This is a genomic window from Prosthecobacter sp. (genome assembly GCF_046154365.1).
In the GTDB taxonomy this organism is placed as follows: domain Bacteria; phylum Verrucomicrobiota; class Verrucomicrobiia; order Verrucomicrobiales; family Verrucomicrobiaceae; genus Prosthecobacter.
The window spans coordinates 33,900-52,172 of record NZ_JBJXFV010000233.1; the positions used below are offsets into that span (position 1 = coordinate 33,900).

At 60.6% G+C, this 18,273-nt stretch carries 12 protein-coding genes; 2 read left to right on the forward strand and 10 right to left on the reverse strand.

The genetic code is table 11. The features are described 5' to 3' along the window. Window positions 1-233 precede the first annotated feature (233 nt). Window positions 234-3,326: an SNF2-related protein gene (locus ACKVY0_RS29510; protein WP_409218475.1), complete on the reverse strand. Its 3,093-nt coding sequence runs from the start codon at window positions 3,324-3,326 to the stop codon at window positions 234-236. A gap of 52 nt (window positions 3,327-3,378) precedes the next feature. Between ACKVY0_RS29510 and ACKVY0_RS29515 the strand changes: the two genes are divergently transcribed. Continuing rightward, window positions 3,379-4,167, forward strand: coding sequence for a ParA family protein (locus ACKVY0_RS29515; RefSeq protein ID WP_409218476.1), 789 nt, complete (start codon window positions 3,379-3,381; stop codon window positions 4,165-4,167). Window positions 4,168-4,185: 18 nt separating this feature from the next. Here ACKVY0_RS29515 and ACKVY0_RS29520 read toward each other — a convergent pair whose 3' ends face one another. Genes ACKVY0_RS29520 through ACKVY0_RS29535 form a run of 4 tightly spaced genes read right to left on the reverse strand, consistent with a single transcriptional unit; the run spans window position 4,186 to window position 8,816 of the window. Further along, complete coding sequence (locus ACKVY0_RS29520; protein ID WP_409218477.1) at window positions 4,186-7,830, reverse strand: FtsK/SpoIIIE domain-containing protein; 3,645 nt, start codon at window positions 7,828-7,830, stop codon at window positions 4,186-4,188. After that, window positions 7,814-8,014, reverse strand: a complete 201-nt coding sequence (locus ACKVY0_RS29525; RefSeq protein ID WP_409218478.1) for a hypothetical protein — start codon at window positions 8,012-8,014, stop codon at window positions 7,814-7,816. The genes ACKVY0_RS29520 and ACKVY0_RS29525 overlap by 17 nt, the downstream gene beginning before the upstream one ends. Beyond that, window positions 8,011-8,514, reverse strand: coding sequence for a hypothetical protein (locus ACKVY0_RS29530; RefSeq protein WP_409218479.1), 504 nt, complete (start codon window positions 8,512-8,514; stop codon window positions 8,011-8,013). The genes ACKVY0_RS29525 and ACKVY0_RS29530 overlap by 4 nt, the downstream gene beginning before the upstream one ends. A 29-nt stretch (window positions 8,515-8,543) precedes the next feature. Then, entirely contained in the window at window positions 8,544-8,816 is a 273-nt protein-coding gene (locus ACKVY0_RS29535) for a WXG100 family type VII secretion target (RefSeq protein WP_409218480.1), read from the reverse strand. Window positions 8,817-8,991: 175 nt separating this feature from the next. Here ACKVY0_RS29535 and ACKVY0_RS29540 point away from each other — a divergent pair, with 175 nt between their 5' ends. Next, window positions 8,992-10,356 (forward strand): DUF1501 domain-containing protein, encoded by a 1,365-nt coding sequence (locus ACKVY0_RS29540; RefSeq protein ID WP_409218481.1) that lies wholly within the window; start codon window positions 8,992-8,994, stop codon window positions 10,354-10,356. 34 nt (window positions 10,357-10,390) lie between these two features. On the opposite strand, the gene ACKVY0_RS29545 is transcribed toward ACKVY0_RS29540, so the two are convergent. The 5 genes from ACKVY0_RS29545 to ACKVY0_RS29565 form a co-directional block, all read right to left on the reverse strand. Beyond that, on the reverse strand, window positions 10,391-11,800 hold the full coding sequence (locus tag ACKVY0_RS29545) for a sensor histidine kinase (RefSeq protein WP_409218482.1): 1,410 nt from the start codon (window positions 11,798-11,800) through the stop codon (window positions 10,391-10,393). Then, entirely contained in the window at window positions 11,781-12,455 is a 675-nt protein-coding gene (locus tag ACKVY0_RS29550; RefSeq protein ID WP_409218483.1) for a response regulator, read from the reverse strand. The genes ACKVY0_RS29545 and ACKVY0_RS29550 overlap by 20 nt, the downstream gene beginning before the upstream one ends. 148 nt (window positions 12,456-12,603) lie before the next feature. Next, complete coding sequence (locus ACKVY0_RS29555; RefSeq protein WP_409218484.1) at window positions 12,604-14,109, reverse strand: DegQ family serine endoprotease; 1,506 nt, start codon at window positions 14,107-14,109, stop codon at window positions 12,604-12,606. A 1,036-nt stretch (window positions 14,110-15,145) separates the two neighbouring features. Continuing rightward, on the reverse strand, window positions 15,146-17,890 hold the full coding sequence (locus tag ACKVY0_RS29560) for a DUF1553 domain-containing protein (protein WP_409218485.1): 2,745 nt from the start codon (window positions 17,888-17,890) through the stop codon (window positions 15,146-15,148). Window positions 17,891-18,012: 122 nt separating this feature from the next. Next, window positions 18,013-18,273 (reverse strand): hypothetical protein (locus ACKVY0_RS29565; RefSeq protein WP_409218486.1); only part of this gene is annotated, 261 nt, incomplete at its 5' end.

Below are 18,273 nucleotides of genomic sequence, written 5' to 3' on the forward strand. Positions count from 1 at the left end.
GTGCTTCACGCGCCCTTCCAGAGGCGACACGGCTGCTTTGGTGAAATCCATCACCATCCTGATGAGCGTGGTGGAGATGTTCGCGTACTCTTTTAGCCTGTTCGTTCTCCACAAACCGCAATTCGTGCTCAGGCCACTCGCTGGTGTTCCCGTTTCGTTTGGCATGAAAACGAATCGCTGCTGCCTGCCTGTGCGGTTTTATCATTTCATGGGGCCGAGGACAGTTTCTCGCGCTATTGAATCAACCCCTCCAGATCCGTCTCACTCAAGCCCTCCATCATCGGCGCTTGGTCGTTCAGGGCGGCTTCGACGAGGCCGCGTTTTTGAGCTTGGAGTTTGAGGATGCGTTCCTCGACGGTGCCACGGATGGCGAGGCGGTAGGCGTTGACGACCTTTTGCTGGCCGATGCGGTGGGCGCGGTCGATGGCTTGGGATTCGACGGCGGGATTCCACCACGGGTCGGCCAGGATGACGTTGTCGGCGGCGGTCAGGTTCAGGCCGTAGCCGCCGGCTTTGAGGCTGATGAGGAAGATGCGACAGTTCGGGTCTTTCTGGAAGCGCTCCACTTGGGCCGAGCGGTCCTGGCTGCTGCCATCCAGGTAGGCGTGATCGAGTTTTTCAGCCTTTAAATGGTCACGCATGAGTCGTAAGAACTGCACGAACTGGCTGAACACGAGCAGTTTACCTCCAGATTCCAGTGTGGATTCGATTTGACCGATGAGCGCCGGCCATTTGCCGGAAAGATCCTCCTGCCCCAGCCCCTTGAGCGCCTCGGGTTGGACGCCGGTGAGTCGCAAATCACAGCAAACCTGGCGCAGACGCAGCAGTACGGTGAACATGGTCATCTTGGCCCCGCCTTGGCCAGAGCGGCGGCGGGCGGCCTTGATCTCCTCCCGACCCTCCTCCAAAATCCTGCGGTAGAACTCGGTCTGGGCTGCGCTGGGGGCGCACCAGAGCACCTGTTCGATCTTCTCGGGCAGATCCTTGAGTACCTGCCGTTTCGTCCGGCGCAGGAAGAACGGCTGCGTCAGCTTCTGCAGCCGCAGCGCGGCTGATTTGCCCGCCGGGAGGTCCAAACCGGACTGGATCGGGCTTTCAAAGCGCTCTTTGAAGGAACTCTGGTTCCCGAGGTAACCCGGCAGTGCGAACTGGAAGATCGACCACAAATCCAGCACCCCATTTTCCAACGGCGTCCCCGTCAGGGCGATTCGACCGTTCGATTTGAGGCTGCGGAGCGTTTTGGCCGCGTCGGTGTCGGGATTGCGGATGAAGCTAGCCTCATCGAGCAGGAGCAGACCAAACTGAATACTTTTGTAATGTTGAATATCTCTGATGATCAATTGATAAGATGTCAATATCACGTCATGAGCGTTGATCGAAGCCAGGGCCTTTTCCCGGCCTGAACCCTGGACCTGGAGCACCTTCAGGGTTGGCGCAAAGCGCTCAAACTCAGCCTGCCAGTTGCCCAGCAGCGACTTGGGGCAAACCACCAGCACCGGGCCGCTTTGGGCCCCTTTCCGCTGCTTCAGAAACAGCGCCAGCGCGATGCTCTGGACGGTTTTGCCGAGACCCATCTCGTCAGCGAGGACGCCACCCCTGCCCCGCAGAATGCGGGAGGTCATCCAACAGACGCCTTCCATCTGGTAAGGTCGCAGCATCCCGGCCAGTTCGCCGATTTCAGCCCGGATCTCGTCATCCGTGACCTTGATCTCATTCGCCGCTCCGGCGGCTTCATCGCCAAAGTACGCTGCATGCGCCCCGTGAACCCGGGCACCTTCCGGTGTCAGCTCCAGCGGGACATCCCGCAGCGACTCCTCCAAATCGTCCACAGCGGCGATGTCGAGGATGTAACGCTTCCCATTGCGCCCCTGCACCGAGCGCTGGCCGGAGCGCACCAGTCGCAGCACCTCGGCACGCGGCAGGCGGAAGCCGTCGGCCGATTCATAGGCCAGTTCCATGCTAAGCCAGTCGCCACCGCCCGCTTGACCGCCCTGCGGCACAAACGTGGTTTTTGGAGCGATGCGCTGGATTCCCCGGATCACACCCCGCCAGCGTTCGCCTTCCAGAATCGTTGCCAGTTCTCTCAACCGCGGCATCTCGGAGGCGTAGAAGCGCAGGACGTTTTCACTGCCCTGCAAACGCCAAGTTTGACCTTCCAGCGTGAATCCTAGCCCCTCCAAGCGCCGCAAAAGGCGGGACTCAGCCTCTCTGTTCCACACGTAAAATAAAAGCTCAGATGATTGATCCTGAATAGGAAAGATGGATGTTGTAGTATTCGGTTTGGCGCCTTCTGCCATCACCGTCCAGCGATGGGTGCCGTATCGGGCTGAAACCTTGGCCTCCACGGCTTGCAGTGAGCCATCGAGCTGAATTTCGAACTCACAGGGCACCGGCGAGACGTGGAAGTTTTCCAAACCGCCCCGCAGTTCCATCTGGAAGCATTCGCCCAACGCCTCCCCCTGCTCCGCCAGCCAGCGTAGCGGTCGCGTGACCGCCCCTCGGCTCAAATCACCCGCCAAGGTGCTCAGTTCGGGGCTGTCGGCCAGATGGCGGAACAGTGTGGCCGTTTCCTGACACAGCCACCACGCAGCCAGCACATGCCGATGCTGGCTGCCTTCCAGTTTGAGCCGGACGTTCTGCGCATCGACCGACTCGACCACCAGCGGCAGCCGCACCAGCTCCGGGGCCACATGGAGAGGGACTTCCTTGCCGTTCGGCTTTCCTGCAAAAACCCGCGGATGCTCCGCCAGCGATTGCAGGAACACGTTCAAACCTTCGCCCTTGAGCGAGATCGGCAGGCTCTGCGGCTGTTTGATCCCCTGCCCCGCCAGCCAGGCGGCAAACAACGATGACTCCGCATCGCGTCCGGCGTCAAATTTAACAAACACGCCAAACGGCTCCCGGACCTGCCCTTGGAGCAAAGTTTCCGGCAGGTAGAGCGAGTAGCGTCCCTGGATCGTCAGCGGCACACTCGGCGCTGGTGGTGTTTCGCGCTGCGGGGGCGATGGAGGCGAAGCGGATGGCCTCGCCGTCGGTCTGCTGACTCCGCTTTGCTCCCGCACATGCGCCAGCGCCACCGCCAGCGCATGTTCACACATCATGCCGCTGCGGCGTGCATGCGGGCAGGTGCAGAGATTCTCCACGTCCGATGCCGTGCGAATGCGCAGGCCGGTGGTGAACTTCATTTTGCCTGATCCGGCTGTGCCGCGAATCATCCCATCACTCGTGCTGGTCACTGCCGCCAAACCAGCATCCACCAGCGAACGTGCGGCCTTCATGACCGCCCAGCCGCCGATCTCGCCAAGCCATTTCTCGGTGATTTCCATTTCGTGCTGGCGTGTCTCATGGTTTATCTGCAAAGTCCAACGCCAAGTGCCTATGCGGATCGTTGCCATCTCAAATCAAAAAGGCGGAGTCGGAAAGACGACCACCGCCGTAAACCTCGCCGCATGCCTCACCCAGCGCGGCGTACGTGTCCTCCTGATTGATCTTGATCCCCAGGCCAACGCCACCAGCGGCCTCGGCCTCGCCCAGGAAGAGCGCGGCAGCCTCTATCCGGCGCTCGTTGAGGGATCCGATCCCCGTCTGGCCATCCGCAGCACCCGACTGCCGAATCTCTCCATCATTCGCTCGCACCAAGAACTCGCCGGTTGCGAGGTCGAACTCGCCCAGGCCGGCAACCACATGGCACGTCTGCGCGAGGTGCTGGAACCGCTGCGCTCCTCCGGCCACTTCGATTACGCCATTATCGACACCCCGCCTTCCCTCGGCGTCCTGATGACCTCCGCCCTCGCTGCTGCAGACGAACTGCTAGTGCCCATCCAGTGCGAGTACTTTGGCCTCGAAGGCCTCTCCAAGATCGTCAACGTCGTGCAGCAGATCCGCGACTGCGGGGCCAACCCCAATCTCCTGCTTGAAGGCATCGTCATGACCATGTTCGACAGCCGCGCCAACCTCTCCCAGCAGGTCGTCGGCGACGTGCGCAACTACTTTGCCGAAACCTGCTATCAGACCATCATCCCGCGCACCGTGCGCCTCGGCGAGGCCCCCAGCTTCGGCAAAAGCATCATCGAATACGAGCCCTCCGGTCGCGGTTCTTTGGCCTACCGGGCGCTGGCAGATGAATTCCTCGCCCGCCGTGCCGTGGCACAGCCAGCGGCTGCTTGAGGTGGCAGTAGGACTGGCTCAAGCCGGGACGACACGCGCTTCCGCCACCCACCCTGCATCCGGCAGCGCGAATGGTCGGAAAGTCTCCAGGCGTGATTCGTGCTCGCTGTAGAACAGCGCTCGATGCAGGCCGAGCATGCTGGCTTTGGGCGAATCGATGAGGCTGGCGCTGTCATTGGCGCTCATCTGGAAGAGCACGCGCATGCCGAGCTCGCTGACGGCCTTGCGGCTGAGGCAGCGGTTGACGTTGTTGAGCGTGTCGAGGCTGGTGATGAGATGGATGCCGAGCGACGGGCCTTCGGCGATGAGGTCGTTGAGCTGGTTGCCGGGCTTCGGTGTGTCGTCGCCACCAAAGGAGAAATCCTCCTCGTGGCGCAGTTTGCGGAATTTCTGCAGGCCGTGAACGAACAGGAAGATCGGCGGATCACCCGCGCTGCCTTCATCGCTGCGGCGTTTCATCTCGGCATGAATTTCGGCGATGAACTCCGGCGCTTCGTGTCCCTGACTGATCTTGGCACGGCCTGCGGCGATGCCTTCGAGAAATTCGCAGTCCGGTGTGCCCGCAAGAGCACTGTGAACGAGATAAAACTGTGGTGATCGATCACGCGGATGCTGCGCAGCGAGCGCGAGCATGCCCAGGCCCATGATCGCGGCGATGGCTTCGTCGTTCTGGCCGACGAGCAGCAGATGGCGGCCGCTCTGACGCGGAAACAGCGCTTCGGTGGGGCCTTTGATGGCGTTCGGCATGCCGAGCCAGCATTTGGGATCGGCAGGAGCTTTGAGCGGCGGATTTGCCAGCGCGGCGGCGAGCAATGCATTGTCGCGCACATCGGCGGGCATGTTACCCTCGAAGACGATGGGGCGCTTCGCGCTGAAGCCGCGCTGCTGCGCGAGTTGCGTGACCTTGAGGAGATTCGCGTCGCGTTCCTCGTCGGTGAGCCAGACGACTTGGAAGGGACTGTTCCCTTCCACCGCACCCGCAGCGTCGTTGTAGATGCCTTCACCAGGACGCGAGAGCAAACGCGGCGCGGTGTTGGTATCATCCATGATGAGCGCGGCGTCAGCCTCGTTGCACTGAAGGGCGATACGAATGACCATCTGGCCGAGCGTGGTACGCGCGAGCGTGTACGCGCCACCGAGTGTCTGTGAACCGAGGAAGACATGAATGCCAAAGGCGCGGCCTTGACGCACGATGCGGTCGAGCAAAAGAGCGGCGCCCTGTGCCACGGCGTCGTCCTCGACAAAGAACTCCTGAAACTCGTCGATGATGAGCATGCAGCGCGGCATCGGCTCCGTGCCACCGGCTCTCTTATAACCAGCCAAATCCTGCGCGCCGATCTTGCGATACATCTCGCCACGACGGCGCAGTTCTTCGTCGATGCGTTGCAGCACACTGAGCGCGAACTCGCGATCACTCTCAATGGCGATAACCTTGGCGTGTGGCAGCTTCGCGTCGGCATAGCACTTGAACTCGACGCCTTTCTTGAAGTCGATGAGGTAGAACTCCACCTCATCCGGGCTGCATGTCAGCGCGAGATTGGTGATGATGATGTGCAGCAACGTGGACTTGCCGGAACCCGTTTTGCCGGCGAGCAACGCGTGCTGCTTCGTGCCTTTGCCGATGGCGAGGTATTGCAGCTTCGTCGCGCCCGTGCGGCCGATGGCGATGCGCAATTCGTTGGTGGTGGACTCGGACCACATCTCCTTTGGCGTGACGACACTGAACGGCACCTGCACGCGGTTGGAATCAATGCTGGCCTGCCCGATTTGATGCGCAAGCTCAGCAGCGATGGCGTCCGGCGGCGGCGCATCAAGCGCGAGGCTGGTGATGCCGCCGAAGCTGACAATCCCCTTCTCCCGCACGATGCGTACGCAGTTCTTGCGCAGATCCTCGGCCACCAGGCCTTCCGGCAGTGCCTGACGGCGATCCCAATGGATGAGCACAAACACGCCGCAGCGCGCGCCGCTCATCACGATGCTCTTGAGCCGAGCCATCGCTGATTCACTGAATGCGGCGGGCAGTCCGGCGATGACGAGGAAGTGGTATTTTTCGGCCACGCTGCCAGCCTGCTCGTTGTACTCGGTGATCGTCGCGTATTCGTTGCGAAGATACATCTGGATCACCTTTTCGACATGCTCGTTGAGTTCGGCGAGACGCTCCTCGATTTGATCACGCTGTGTCCAGATGCGGCGGTTGATCAGCGCTGGCTCGTAGTCGGCCAGATGCATCAATCCGGCGAAGTTCTGGCCGAGACCCACCGCATCAATAATCGTGAAGTGTACCTTCCCCGCCGGAGCTTTGGAGAACAGCCGGAAAATGACGCCATTCATCACCTCTGCCACCCATTTGCCGCCATCGTCATCGGTTTCGATGAGCAGCGAGCCTTCCAACGGAAAGGAGAGCGCCAACGGCAGCGAGGTGCGCTCGTGTCCGGCAAGACTGAGCGGTGTTTCCTTCGCAAACAAGGCTGCGGGTGCGCTGAAATCGAGATTGAGCTGCCCAAAACGACAGGCGGGCGGGAACAGTGCCTGCGGCTGATAATGGGTGCTCCAGGCCTCGAACTTTGCGACCTGATCAAGGCTGATCTCATCCACGGCGGCAAGCAGCGGCGGCATTTTCTGATTCCACTCGGCGAGCAGCTTGCTCCAGCGTTGTTCGGAAGCGACATGCATCGCGTTCAGTTCGGCAGCATGCTGGTTATTGAGCTGCTGGCGCTGCTGCGCGGCGGGGCCGTTCACTGCCACAAGTGCAGCGGCTTTTTGCGCCTCAAAGTGTTGCAGATTGCGGGTGAGCAGACGTTCGTTGCGTGCCAGACAGGAGGGAATCTGCGTGGCGAGCCGCTTCAACATCGCCGCACGATATTTCTCGCCCACTTCCTCGGCACGGTTCCAGTCGGCAGTGACCAGCACATCCACGCTTTCATACTCCGCTTGAATCTGTGCTGCCGCCGTCGCGTTCGCGGCATTCAATTCCTCCACGCAGGTTTCGTAATCCAGCACGGCCTGGCTGAGCTGCTGCAAGTTCACGCTCGGCTTCGAGAACATTTTAAACACCCCGGAGCTTTTGCCGGAGGCGAGTTGCTCTTCCAAGTTCTGCGCCTGCGCTTCGAGGGCTTCAACGCGTGAGGGAATGTCTGCGAGGGTGAGACTGGTGTCCGGTTGCGGGGCACCTTTGCGGCCAAGGCGCTCGCCAGAGGCTTTCAACACGGCCAGGAGGCGGTCCTTGGCGGCGGTGAGGCGTTCCAGCAGCGCACCGGCGGTGTGTTCGGTTTGCTGGAGACCGCGTTTGCGAATCGAATCTGCATGCATGCGGCGCATCTGCTGTTTGCCGAGCCAGCGCTCACGTTCCTTCTGGATCATCGCCGGCAGGTCACGCTTGATGCGGTCCTCGTAGCGTTTGAAGGCGGTGGTGCGTGCTGCGTGCCGCGCATGGATGGTCTGCGCGTATTCATCCCACTGTGCCGCAGTATCACCAAGGGCGATGCCATGCTCCGCGTCGAACGCTTCGAGCTGCTGGAGGTGGTTCTGCTCGGCGGTGTAGCGGCGGGAGCGGATTTCGCGGGCGATCTGCTCGCTGCGCTGTGCGAAATCACCGATGGTGTCGCGCAGCGTGGTATGCAGGGCCAGAAGGCGCGAGGCGCGCAGGTCAAGGTTGCTGTTCACAGTCTTTGCGGATCTTTTTGAGCAGGTTTTCGAGTTCGTTCATCACCGCGCCAGTTTTGCTGACGAGGCCGGGCAGCGGCTCCAGATAGCGCTTTTCAAACTCCACCGCCTTGGCATCGCGCCAGTGCGCCTTGGTGGCGTGCCAGTGCTCGGAGAGTTCGCGGGCGTTTTGGATCAGGTTCACGATTGAGTTTCAGGTGCGGCCGCAGGCATGGGAGTTTCGTTGTAGGCGTCGAGAATTTTCTGGATTTCGACCAGATGAGCGATGGCGAGCGCGAGATCGCTGTCGATGAAATCACGCAGGGAATCGAGTTTGCGCGCCAGCGGATCGACGGTGCGGTCGTAGTCGCGGGACCAGGCCTTGGTGCGCTCCATTTTGGCCTGCGCTTCCTCCAATGCGGCACGAGCCTTGCGCACGGCCATCTGCTGTGCGGCAGGGGTCTCCACGAACTCGGACATGCGTGCGCTCATGAGTTCCTGCTGCGCCTGATCGAGCCGTTTCTGCCGCTGCTTGATCTGCGAGGACCAGAAGGCGGGCTGCTCGGTCTGCAGCCATGCGCGATTCTTTTTCACTGCATCCTGCACCGTGTCGAGCGCCTGGCGTGTCTTGCTGATGAACACGATGAGCGCGGAGCGAAACGCTTCGATGGCATCGAGATTGGAGATGCGTGCCTGGTCGGCCATTTCAAAGTTCGTTGTTCAATGTTCGTTGTTCAACGTTGGCTGAGATATTCCTCGATGCGCTGGGCTTTGCGCAGCAGGAAGGGCGTGTGCTGCTCGGACATCTCCATGAACCGCTTGATGGCCTTCATCGTCGTGGTGAACTCACCCGCGAATTTTTCATGCTCCGCGTCCTGCCAGGTCTCGCCCAGCGCGGAGAAACGCGATTGCAGCGACGCCGAGCGCTGCTGCATGTCCGTGTTGAAACGTTTCAGCTCCGCCGCAAAGCGCCGGACCTCTTCGGGATTCATGATTGCCTGGGCCATGTGGCAATGATGAATGACGAATGACCTGCCCGCAACGCTTTGCGTAGCGATGCAGGCGGGCGAATGACGAGAGAATTCCTGAATGATCTGCCTGTCTGTGCCTCGCCTGGGAAAGAGAGTTCTTCGCCCCAGCGTTTCGTTCTTCGTTCCAGACGGCCACAAACCATCACACGTCATGCTCAAAATCCTCGCCCCTGCTGATCACGCCAGCCCGCTATGTGACGGTGTGTCGCGGCGGAACTTCCTCAAGATCGGCGGACTCGGTGCAACGGGGCTCTCCTTGCCAAAACTGCTCGCGCTTGAATCCCAGGCCGGCATTCGCAACTCTCACAAGTCAGTGATCCTCATCTACCTCGTCGGCGGGCCGCCGCATCAGGACATGTTCGACCTCAAGCCGAACGCACCAAGCGAGGTTGCCGGACCGCACAAGCCCATCGGCACCAACGTACCCGGCATCGAAATCTGCGAACTCTTCCCGCGCATGGCGAAGATGATGGACAAGTTCACCATCATCCGCTCGCTCGTCGGCGCTCAGGCGGGTCATGATGCAGCCCAGTGCTACACCGGTCATGTGCCCATCGGTCCCGCTCCGCCCGGCGGCTGGCCGCAGTTCGGCAGTGTCGTCAGCAAACTCCAGGGAGCCTTTGATCCTGCCGTGCCGCCGTTCGTCAGCATGTGCTACGACTGCACCCACGGTCCCTACAACGAACCCGGCCCCGGCATGCTCGGTTCCGCCAGCGCTGCTTTTCGTCACATGGGGCCGAGTCGTGGCGATCTCACCCTGCAAGGCATCACCTATGACCGCCTCGCCGATCGCGCCCGCCTGCTCTCTAGCATCGACCGCTTCCGTCGTGATGTTGATTCGAGTGGTCGCATGGATGGCATGGACATCTTCACGCAGCAGGCCATGGGCGTGCTCACTTCATCGAAACTCGCCGATGCGCTCGACCTCTCCAAAGAAGATCCGCGTCTCGTCGCACGCTATGGCACTGGCGACACCGTCAAACGCATCGACGAAAACGGCGCGCCGCGTGTCCCGCAGAGTTTCCTCACCGCACGCCGCCTCGTCGAGGCTGGTGCGCGCGTCGTCACCGTGAACTACAGCAAGTGGGACTGGCATGGCGGCAAGGGCAACGAGATCTTCAAGCGTGAACACGAAGATTTTCCCATTTTCGATCAAGCGATCACCGCACTCGTTGACGACCTGCATCAGCGTGGCCTCGACAAGGACTGCACCGTGCTCGTCTGGGGTGAATTCGGTCGCACGCCCATCATCAGCAAGCAGGTGGGCCGCGATCACTGGCCACGCGTCGCCATGGCCTTGCTCGCCGGTGGTGGCATGCCCAATGGCCAGGTCATCGGCTCCACCGACCGCCTCGGTGGCGAGGCCGACAGCCGCCCCGTGACCTTCCCTGAAGTCTTCGCCACGCTGTATCGCAACCTCGGCATCGACGTGAACACCGCCACCGTCACCGACAACAAAGGCCGCCCGCACTATCTCGTTGAAGGCGGTGCCCAGCCCATCCGCGAGTTGATTTAAGCACTACGGCAATTGGCAGCCTTGGAAACTCGGTTCAGCCCGCGAGCGGGATCTGGGGCACGGTGATGATGAACTCCGCCCCCTGCCCTGCTTCGCTCGTGACGGCAACAGTGCCGTGGTGGGCTTCGACGATGGCTTTGACAAGACTCAGACCGAGGCCGAGCCCGCGCTGCGTGCGACTCTTGTCGCCGCGATAAAGACGCTCCCAGATACGCGGCTGATCGGTGGCGGGAATGCCCATGCCGGTGTCGCGCAGGCACACGGTTACGGTGTTTGCGCCGGTTCTGCATGAGAGATGAACACGGCCACCGTCGGGCGTGTATTTGAGGGCGTTGTCGAGCAGATTGGCAAAGGCCTGGCGCAAGCGGGTGGCGTCCACGGAGGCTTTGCAGTCTTTGGCGAAATCCGTGGTGATGGTGATGTGCTTTTCTTCGCTGATGAGTTCGTAAAGCTCGATTACTTCCTTCAGCAGCGTGGGAATGGAGGTCAGCTCGCGATGGAGCTTCATCATGCCTGCCTCGGCCTCGCTGATGTCCATCAAAGCCTTGAGCATGGTGAGCACGCGGTCGGATTCTTCGACGCAGTCGACGAGCGCTTCACGCGCGATGGGATCGGGGGTCGTTTGCAGCGCCGCCTCTGCGGTGGCGCGCAGGCGGGTTAGCGGCGTGCGCAGATCGTGCGCCACGTTGTCCAGCGCGTCGCGCATGCCTTGAATGAGCGACTGATTTTTGTCGAGCACGCGGTTGAACTCGGTCGCCAGCTCCTGCAGTTCGGCCTGACTGGCACGTGCGGTCACGCGGGCGGAGAAATTGCCGGTGTCTGAGATGGTGCGGGCGGTGGCGACGACTTCGCGCACCGGCTGCGTGGCGCGATGGGCGAAGTAAGCACCGCCGAGTACGGCAAGCAGCAGCGTCGGCGTCATCACCAGCAGAAAGTTACGGCGGAAGGGTTGCAGCACGGTTTCACGGCTGTTGGTGCTGCGTCCCACTTGCAGGATCGAACCATCGGTCAGACGTGCGGTGGCGACGATGAGATCGCGTTCATCGTCCTTCGGAATGCGCAGCCAGTCGGGCTGTGAGGTGTCGCTCTGCGGCTGCGTGGGTGCGGCACCCACCTGCAACCACTCATTTGGCACATTGACAAAGAGCACGCTGCCGAGATTGCCGGTGACACGCACGAAAAAGGACTTCGACTTATCGGCATCAGTGCTGTTGCGCTCCACAAGGTTGCGCAAAGCGGGCAGGCCGCCGTTGGCATAGACGGCGGCGCATTCCTTCAAGCGTGCTTCGATGACTTCACGATCCTTGCGTTCCAATGCCGAGGCGAGCAGGACATAGAGCAGACCAAAGAGCACGACGGCGCTCAGCGTGAAGATCATCGCGTAGCCGAGCGTGAGCTTCACCGCAAAGCTGCGGCCCCAGGTCTTAAACAGGTTTGAGGACATAGCCGACGCTGCGGATGGTGTGGATGAGTTTCACGTCGAAGTCCTTGTCCACCTTCGCCCGCAGGCGATGCACCAGAACGTCCACGACATTGGTCTGGGGATCGAAGCTGTAATCCCAGACATGTTCCAAAATCATCGTCTTGGTGACGACGCGGCCTGGATGACGCATAAGCAGCTCCAGCAGGGCGAACTCGCGCGTTTGCAGCTCGATCTTGCGGCCTTCACGCATCACTTCACGCGACAGCAAATCGAGCGTGATGCCGGTGGCCGTGAGCGTCGTCGGCTCGACGACATGCGTGGCGCGGCGGATGAGCGCTTGCACGCGAGCCAGCAGTTCAGAGAAAGCAAAGGGCTTGGTGAGGTAGTCGTCTCCACCGGCCTGCAGGCCCTTCACGCGATCATCCACTGTCGCCTTGGCGCTAAGGATGAGCACCGGCGTGTGGATCTTTTCACGACGCAACTGCCGCAGCAGCGAAAGGCCGTCGAGTTTGGGCAGCATGAGATCGAGCACGATGCAGTCGTAGGTCACAGTGCAGGCCAGTTCGAGGCCCTGCTCGCCATCCCGCGCCGAGTCCGCACCGAAGCCGTTCTGCTTCAGCCCGTTCACGATGAACGAGGCGATTTTGCTGTCATCTTCGATCACTAGAATGCGCATGGTGGAGAAGTAGCCCGCGAGTCCTCTCGCGGCAGGTCAAGGGGTCAGAGTCAAGGAGGTTAAGAAGTCTAAGGCTCGTTCGCTGTCCAAACAATGGCCCGCCCTGCCGTCTTGGCAACGACAGGGCGGGCCGGGCAACGGGGAGGGATCAGCCCGCCTTGCTTTCATTGACCACGACAAAGCGGCTGCCGCCGTGGCTCCAGATTTTCACCAGCGAGACCTTGTTCGTGGGCTTTTCACACACGGCCGTGGCCTGCTCGGCGTTCTTGATGGCCTGGCGATTGATCTCGGTGATCACGTCGCCCTGGCGGAGACCGGCTTCATACGCAGCGGAGCCTTCCTCCACGTCGGTGACGACAGCGCCTTGAATCTGCGAGGGCACCTTGAGTTTGTCACGGCTGGCTTGATCGAGATCGGCCACCGCGACGCCGTGCAGCGCATCCTCGGTCTTGTCAGCGCCAGACGTTGCCTGGGCAAGTTTTTCGCCGGGCAGTTCTTTGACGGTAACCGTGAGGCTGGTGCTCTTGCCATCGCGCAGCAGGGTCATCGGCACGGCGGAACCGGGAACGGTGGTGCCGACTTCAAGCTTCAAATGACGGCTGTCGGTGACGGGCTTGCCATTGAAGCTCGTGATCAAGTCACCGCTCTGCACGCCGGCTGTTTCAGCGGGGCTGCCGGGGGTAACTGCGGCCACGAGTGCGCCGCTGGTCTGGTCGAGTTTGAACTGCTGCGCCAGTTGCGGGGTGAGATCCTGGATGTTCACGCCGAGGAAACCGCGCTCCACGCGACCGTGGTTCACGAGGCTTTCCATCACCCAGCGCGCCATGTTGGTGGGCACTGCGAAGCCGATGCCCTGATTGCCGCCGCTATGGCTCAAGATGGCCGTGTTCATGCCGATCACGCGGCCTTCGATGTCCACCAGCGCACCGCCCGAGTTGCCCGGATTGATCGCGGCATCGGTCTGGATGAAGTCTTCATAGTCGAGCCCCAGCGTGGCGCGGCCTTTCGCGCTGATGATGCCGGTCGTCACGCTCTGGCCGATGCCAAACGGATGACCGACGGCGAGCACGACATCACCGACTTCAATCTTGTCGCTGTCCGCAAAGGTGATGGCGGGCAGGTCTTTGGCATCGACCTTGATCACCGCCACATCCGTCTTCGGATCACGGCCGATGACCTTGCCGGTGAACTCGCGTCCATCGGTCATGGCGACTTTGATCTCGCTGGCGCCATCGACCACATGGTTGTTGGTCAGGATGTAACCGTCCTTCGTCACGATGACGCCGGAGCCCACGCCTTGCTCTTTGGGCATGTGACGCTGCTGCTGCAGTTCATTGGGCATTTCGAAGCCGGGGCCAAAGAAGCGCCGTAGATCCATGCCGCCGGGCATTTCCATGCGGCTGGCCTTGGCCTGGCTCGACACCGAGACTTTCACGACACTCGGGGAGACGGCTTTGACGATGGGCGAGAAGCTGGGGAAGCCGCGGCCTGCGACGGAGAGCGGCGCCTCGCTGACTTGAATGTGCAGCGGATCGGCCTTGGCCGGCGTGTCCATGCCGGGCGTGAAGGCCACGAGCGAGGCAGTCATGAGGCACACGCCGCCGAGCATGGCGGTGCGCTGCCAGAATGGTTGGGTGGATGATGGAGTTTTCATGGTGGGTTCTATTGAGTTCATCGGTCTGTGTTTGAGTTGGGGTGGAATGGTTTCCGCGAGATAGAGACAGCCCCTGCATGGCGGCAGTCTTGCTGGAGCATTACAAGCCTGTAAGGTTCGCGGCGGCGGTGCGGACATGAGTTCGGGCGTCTGCTTCGCTACCCCTTGCGGACCAAACCCACATTTTCATTGCCCTATCACGGCATAGGCGTGTAAAACGACACCCATGCACACAAGAAGCCGTCATAGTCCCACATTTCTGTCGCCTGTAACGCTGCTGACAAACCTCGCACTCTGTTAACCATCTTCACTGTTCGCTGAAAAAGATGAACTCACATTTCTTCCTATTACTCGCCATCGCTTTCATGGTCGGATGCACCACGACGAGGCAGGTTGGTAGCAGGGGCGATGCTACTTTGCACAATACCAAGTCGTTTTGGCCGATGGCTTACCCTTATTCGGCTTCATTTGCCCCGATCACTCTTGGTCAGCGGGGGCGCTCCCTTTTCAAGGTCCAGGGACTTCGTGAGGCCGCTATCAGTCGGTTCGACATAGAGGTTCACTCGACAGAGCCATTGGTTGACCAGTCTGGCGAGCAACTGAACAAGTCTCCGTTGCTCGCAGCGGGGTTTGCATCCTGCACGATCCGATTTGTAGTCACCGATGATCAAGGCCGAGTTGCGCACTCCAAGACCATTCGGTGCTCTGAGGAGACTTGGTATGTCGAGTCCATACGTAAAGGAGATTACCGGGTTTCGTATCCCATCGGGATCAATGATCGTCACGTTTCGAGCGGAGAGTTTTCAGTTCTGATCGAGGTGATAGCACCTTCCACAACAGCCGGTGACTACCTTAGAGTTGCGGGATTCGGCTTCCCCCCCTTCGATCCCGAAGCAACGTAATCAGCGAACAAGAGCGCTGCTGGCAACAGGAGGGGCTCCTTTGTCGTATCATCGTTCATCTTTACTTCAACCACACCCGCTTCGTTCATGCTCTCCGCCACCCCTCCCGTCGCCAGAGCTTGAGACGTTAGCTGTCAATCCACATATAGCAGCGCATTCGAACTCATCAGCGCATGACACAGCGCCGTGAGGCCGAGCAGCGCTGGATCAGCGGGTGTTTTCGATGGTGCACCAATCTGGACTTCCAGCGACGTGGGATTGGCCTTGTAGAACTCCGTCTGTGCCTGCACAAACTCAACGCTCTGCTGCACGTCGGACTCGGACGGCGCTCTGCCATGCACGAGCTTCCAGGCGCAGCGCACTTCGTCAGCAATGTCCTTGCCGCCTTCGGTCTGCACACGCTGCGCAAACTGCTGGGCATAGACGCGCATGATGGCGCTGTTCATGAGCAGCAGGCTCTGCGGGCTGACGGTGGTGACGGAACGAATGTCACAGCTCGGTTCCATGAGCGGCGCATCAAAGGTGGCGAACATTTCCAACTGCCGTGAGCGCCGGGCCTGCACGTAGATGCTGCGGCGGAATTCATCACCGTTGAGCGGGATGATCTTGCCGGAGGGACGACCAGCGGTGTCGGTGGTGTCGATGCCGATGACCACCTGCCCTTCTTCGTTAAACATGACGGGCACCGGCGCGCCGCCAACCTTCGGATTCAGCTTGCCGCTCACCGCTAGCAGTGTGTCGCGCAGAATTTCAGCCTCCAGACGGCGCACGTTCATGCGGCTGAGGTATTGATTGTCGGGATCGATGCGGTCGCGTATGGCATCGCGGGTCGATGACTGGCGGTAGGTACGCGAGGTCATGATCTGGCGATGCAGTTGCTTCAAACTCCAGCCACGCGCCATGAAATCGGTCGCCAGCCAGTCGAGCAGTTCGGGATGCGTCGGTTTGCTGCCAAGCTGACCGAAATCGCCAGGACTGGCGACGATGCCTTTGCCAAAATGCTGCATCCAGATGCGGTTCACCATCACGCGGGCGAACAGCGGATGCTTGCCATCGGTCAGTTCGTTGGCCAGGGCAAGACGACGGCCCGTGGTGGGCAATGCGGCATTCTTCTCTGGAATCTCGATCTGTCGATGCGCGGCGAGCACGGTGAGATCGCCCGGCTTCACCTGCCCTTTCGGCTGATCAAACTGACCACGATTGAAGATGAAGGTCGCAGGCACGGCTTCAGGTTTCTTCGGCAACTCGGTGAAGACATGGAGAAATTCTTCCTTGGGCTTCGTCGCACGCACCGCCGTCGCTTCCTCGGTCATCTTCTTGAGCGTGTCGGCGTGCTTGGTCTTGTTGGTGGTGTCGTAGAGATAAAGTGATCCGGCGCTGAGCTGGTTCACGCGTGGCCACGCTTTGAGCAGCTTTGTTTGATCAGCGGTGCGTTTCGCAACGACGGTGCGATAAGCGGTGCGCAGAGCCTCACGATCCTGCTCCGGGGCCTTGGCGAGTTCCTTCTCCAAGACTTCGGTGATGAACCCCTCCCCCTTCGCGATGCGTGCGGCATCCATCTTCTTCGCCTCGGCTTCGATCTTGGCCGATTCGGCGATCTCCGCCTGCGTCAGCAATGACACCAGTCTGCTGCCGGGTCCACGCCACGCTTTCGTGTCGAAGCCCGGCTCGAACACCGCACGCAGTCGGTAGTAATCGGCCTGCGTGATCGGATCGTAGCGATGGTCATGACACTGCGCACAGCCGATGGTGAGGCCGTAAAGCGACGTGCCCACCATCTTGATCGTGTCGGCGATGTTCGCGTTCTGCGTCGCAGCATCATTGGTTTCACCCGTGCCGTTGGGCGACATACGCAGGAAGCCAGTGGCGGACAGTTTTTCAATCGCATCCGCCGACAGATCTTTGTATGGCTGCGGCACCATCTCATCGCCCGCAAGCTGCTCGCGAATGAACTGATCGAAGGGCTTGTCCTTGTTGAGCGAGTTGATGACGTAGTCGCGATACTTCCACGCCCACTTACGCTCCAGATCCTTCTCGCCAAAGCCCTCGCTGTCCGCATAACCCGCCGCATCCAGCCAATGACGTCCCCAGCGCTCACCGTAGTGCGGGCTGGCGAGGAGTCGGTCGATCAGATGCTCGTAGGCTTTGGGGGTGGAGAGGGAAGAAGTGCTCAGTGCTGAGTGCTCAGTGCTCAGACTGGCCTTTTTCGTCGGCTTTGAGCGGGAGTTCTGTTCCTGAATCACCTCGGTGACGAAGGCATCGACTTCGGCGGGTGTCGGCGGCAGGCCGAGCAGGTCGAAGGTGGCGCGACGGATGAAGGTGACGGGATCAGCTTCAGGCGAGAACGAAAGACCTTTCGCGGTCATCTTCTCCGCAACGAATGCATCAATCAAATTCGCCTCACGCCTCGACTGAGCACTAAGCACTGAGAACTGAGCACTTCCCCCCGCAATCGGCTGCAACGACCACCAAGCCCGTTCTTCATCCGTGAAAGCATGCTCAGGCCCGAGCTGTTCCGGCTCAGGGCGTGCGGTCTTCGCGCCTTGTGCGATCCAGGCTTCGAGCGTGGCGATGTCGCGATCCTTGAGCTTCGCCTTGCCCTTCGGCATCTCGCCTTCTTTCACGAGTTCGAGCAGATGACTCTCCGCCACCTTGCCAGGAACGATAGCAGGGCCATGCTTGCCGCCTTTGAGGATGAATCGCGCCAGACGCACATCGAGACCGCTCTTGGTCACTCCTTCCTCGCCGTGGCATTGAAAGCAGTGCGTCTTCAGGATCGGGCGCACGTCTTTTTCAAACGTCAGCGGTACGGGCGCGCCCCGGACGGGCGCGGCAGTCAGCATCGCCAAAGCGATGATCAGATGGGGGGGACGAAACATGCGCTTGGCATACGAGCCGCAATGCGAGCCTCTTGCATCACCGCTCTGCCGCGCTGCTGAATGGCAACAATCCGCTCGCAGGAAAGGGTTAGCGGTCGATTCGTGACAAGCCGAGCATTCAGTCAACTATCGACCCTTTCTTGCCGCTTCTTCCGCCGTGCGGGTGACATGCTGGAGGAGTTCGCTGTAAGCGGCAAAAAAAATCGCTTCCACCAGCATTCAGGGCTTCTGGGTGAAGCCTGCGAAGGATGAAGGCAACGGAGAATTTTCAGATCTCCGCTCTCTCCCGCCTGCAACGCTGCGCAGCACTGCGGCAGGTCGTTTTCTCCTGTTAAAATCTGTCTAGGTGGGGCAAAAGCGCGTTCATCGCCGCGATTTTTTGG

Bases quoted from the DNA above. Each gene is read 5' to 3' on its own strand.
- ACKVY0_RS29510 (WP_409218475.1), bottom strand. From the start codon at position 3,326: ATGGAAATCACCGAGAAATGGCTTGGCGAGATCGGCGGCTGGGCGGTC.
- ACKVY0_RS29515 (WP_409218476.1), top strand. From the start codon at position 3,379: ATGCGGATCGTTGCCATCTCAAATCAAAAAGGCGGAGTCGGAAAGACG.
- ACKVY0_RS29530 (WP_409218479.1), bottom strand. From the start codon at position 8,514: ATGGCCGACCAGGCACGCATCTCCAATCTCGATGCCATCGAAGCGTTT.
- ACKVY0_RS29535 (WP_409218480.1), bottom strand. From the start codon at position 8,816: ATGGCCCAGGCAATCATGAATCCCGAAGAGGTCCGGCGCTTTGCGGCG.
- ACKVY0_RS29540 (WP_409218481.1), top strand. From the start codon at position 8,992: ATGCTCAAAATCCTCGCCCCTGCTGATCACGCCAGCCCGCTATGTGAC.
- ACKVY0_RS29545 (WP_409218482.1), bottom strand. From the start codon at position 11,800: ATGTCCTCAAACCTGTTTAAGACCTGGGGCCGCAGCTTTGCGGTGAAG.
- ACKVY0_RS29550 (WP_409218483.1), bottom strand. From the start codon at position 12,455: ATGCGCATTCTAGTGATCGAAGATGACAGCAAAATCGCCTCGTTCATC.
- ACKVY0_RS29555 (WP_409218484.1), bottom strand. From the start codon at position 14,109: ATGAAAACTCCATCATCCACCCAACCATTCTGGCAGCGCACCGCCATG.
- ACKVY0_RS29560 (WP_409218485.1), bottom strand. From the start codon at position 17,890: ATGTTTCGTCCCCCCCATCTGATCATCGCTTTGGCGATGCTGACTGCC.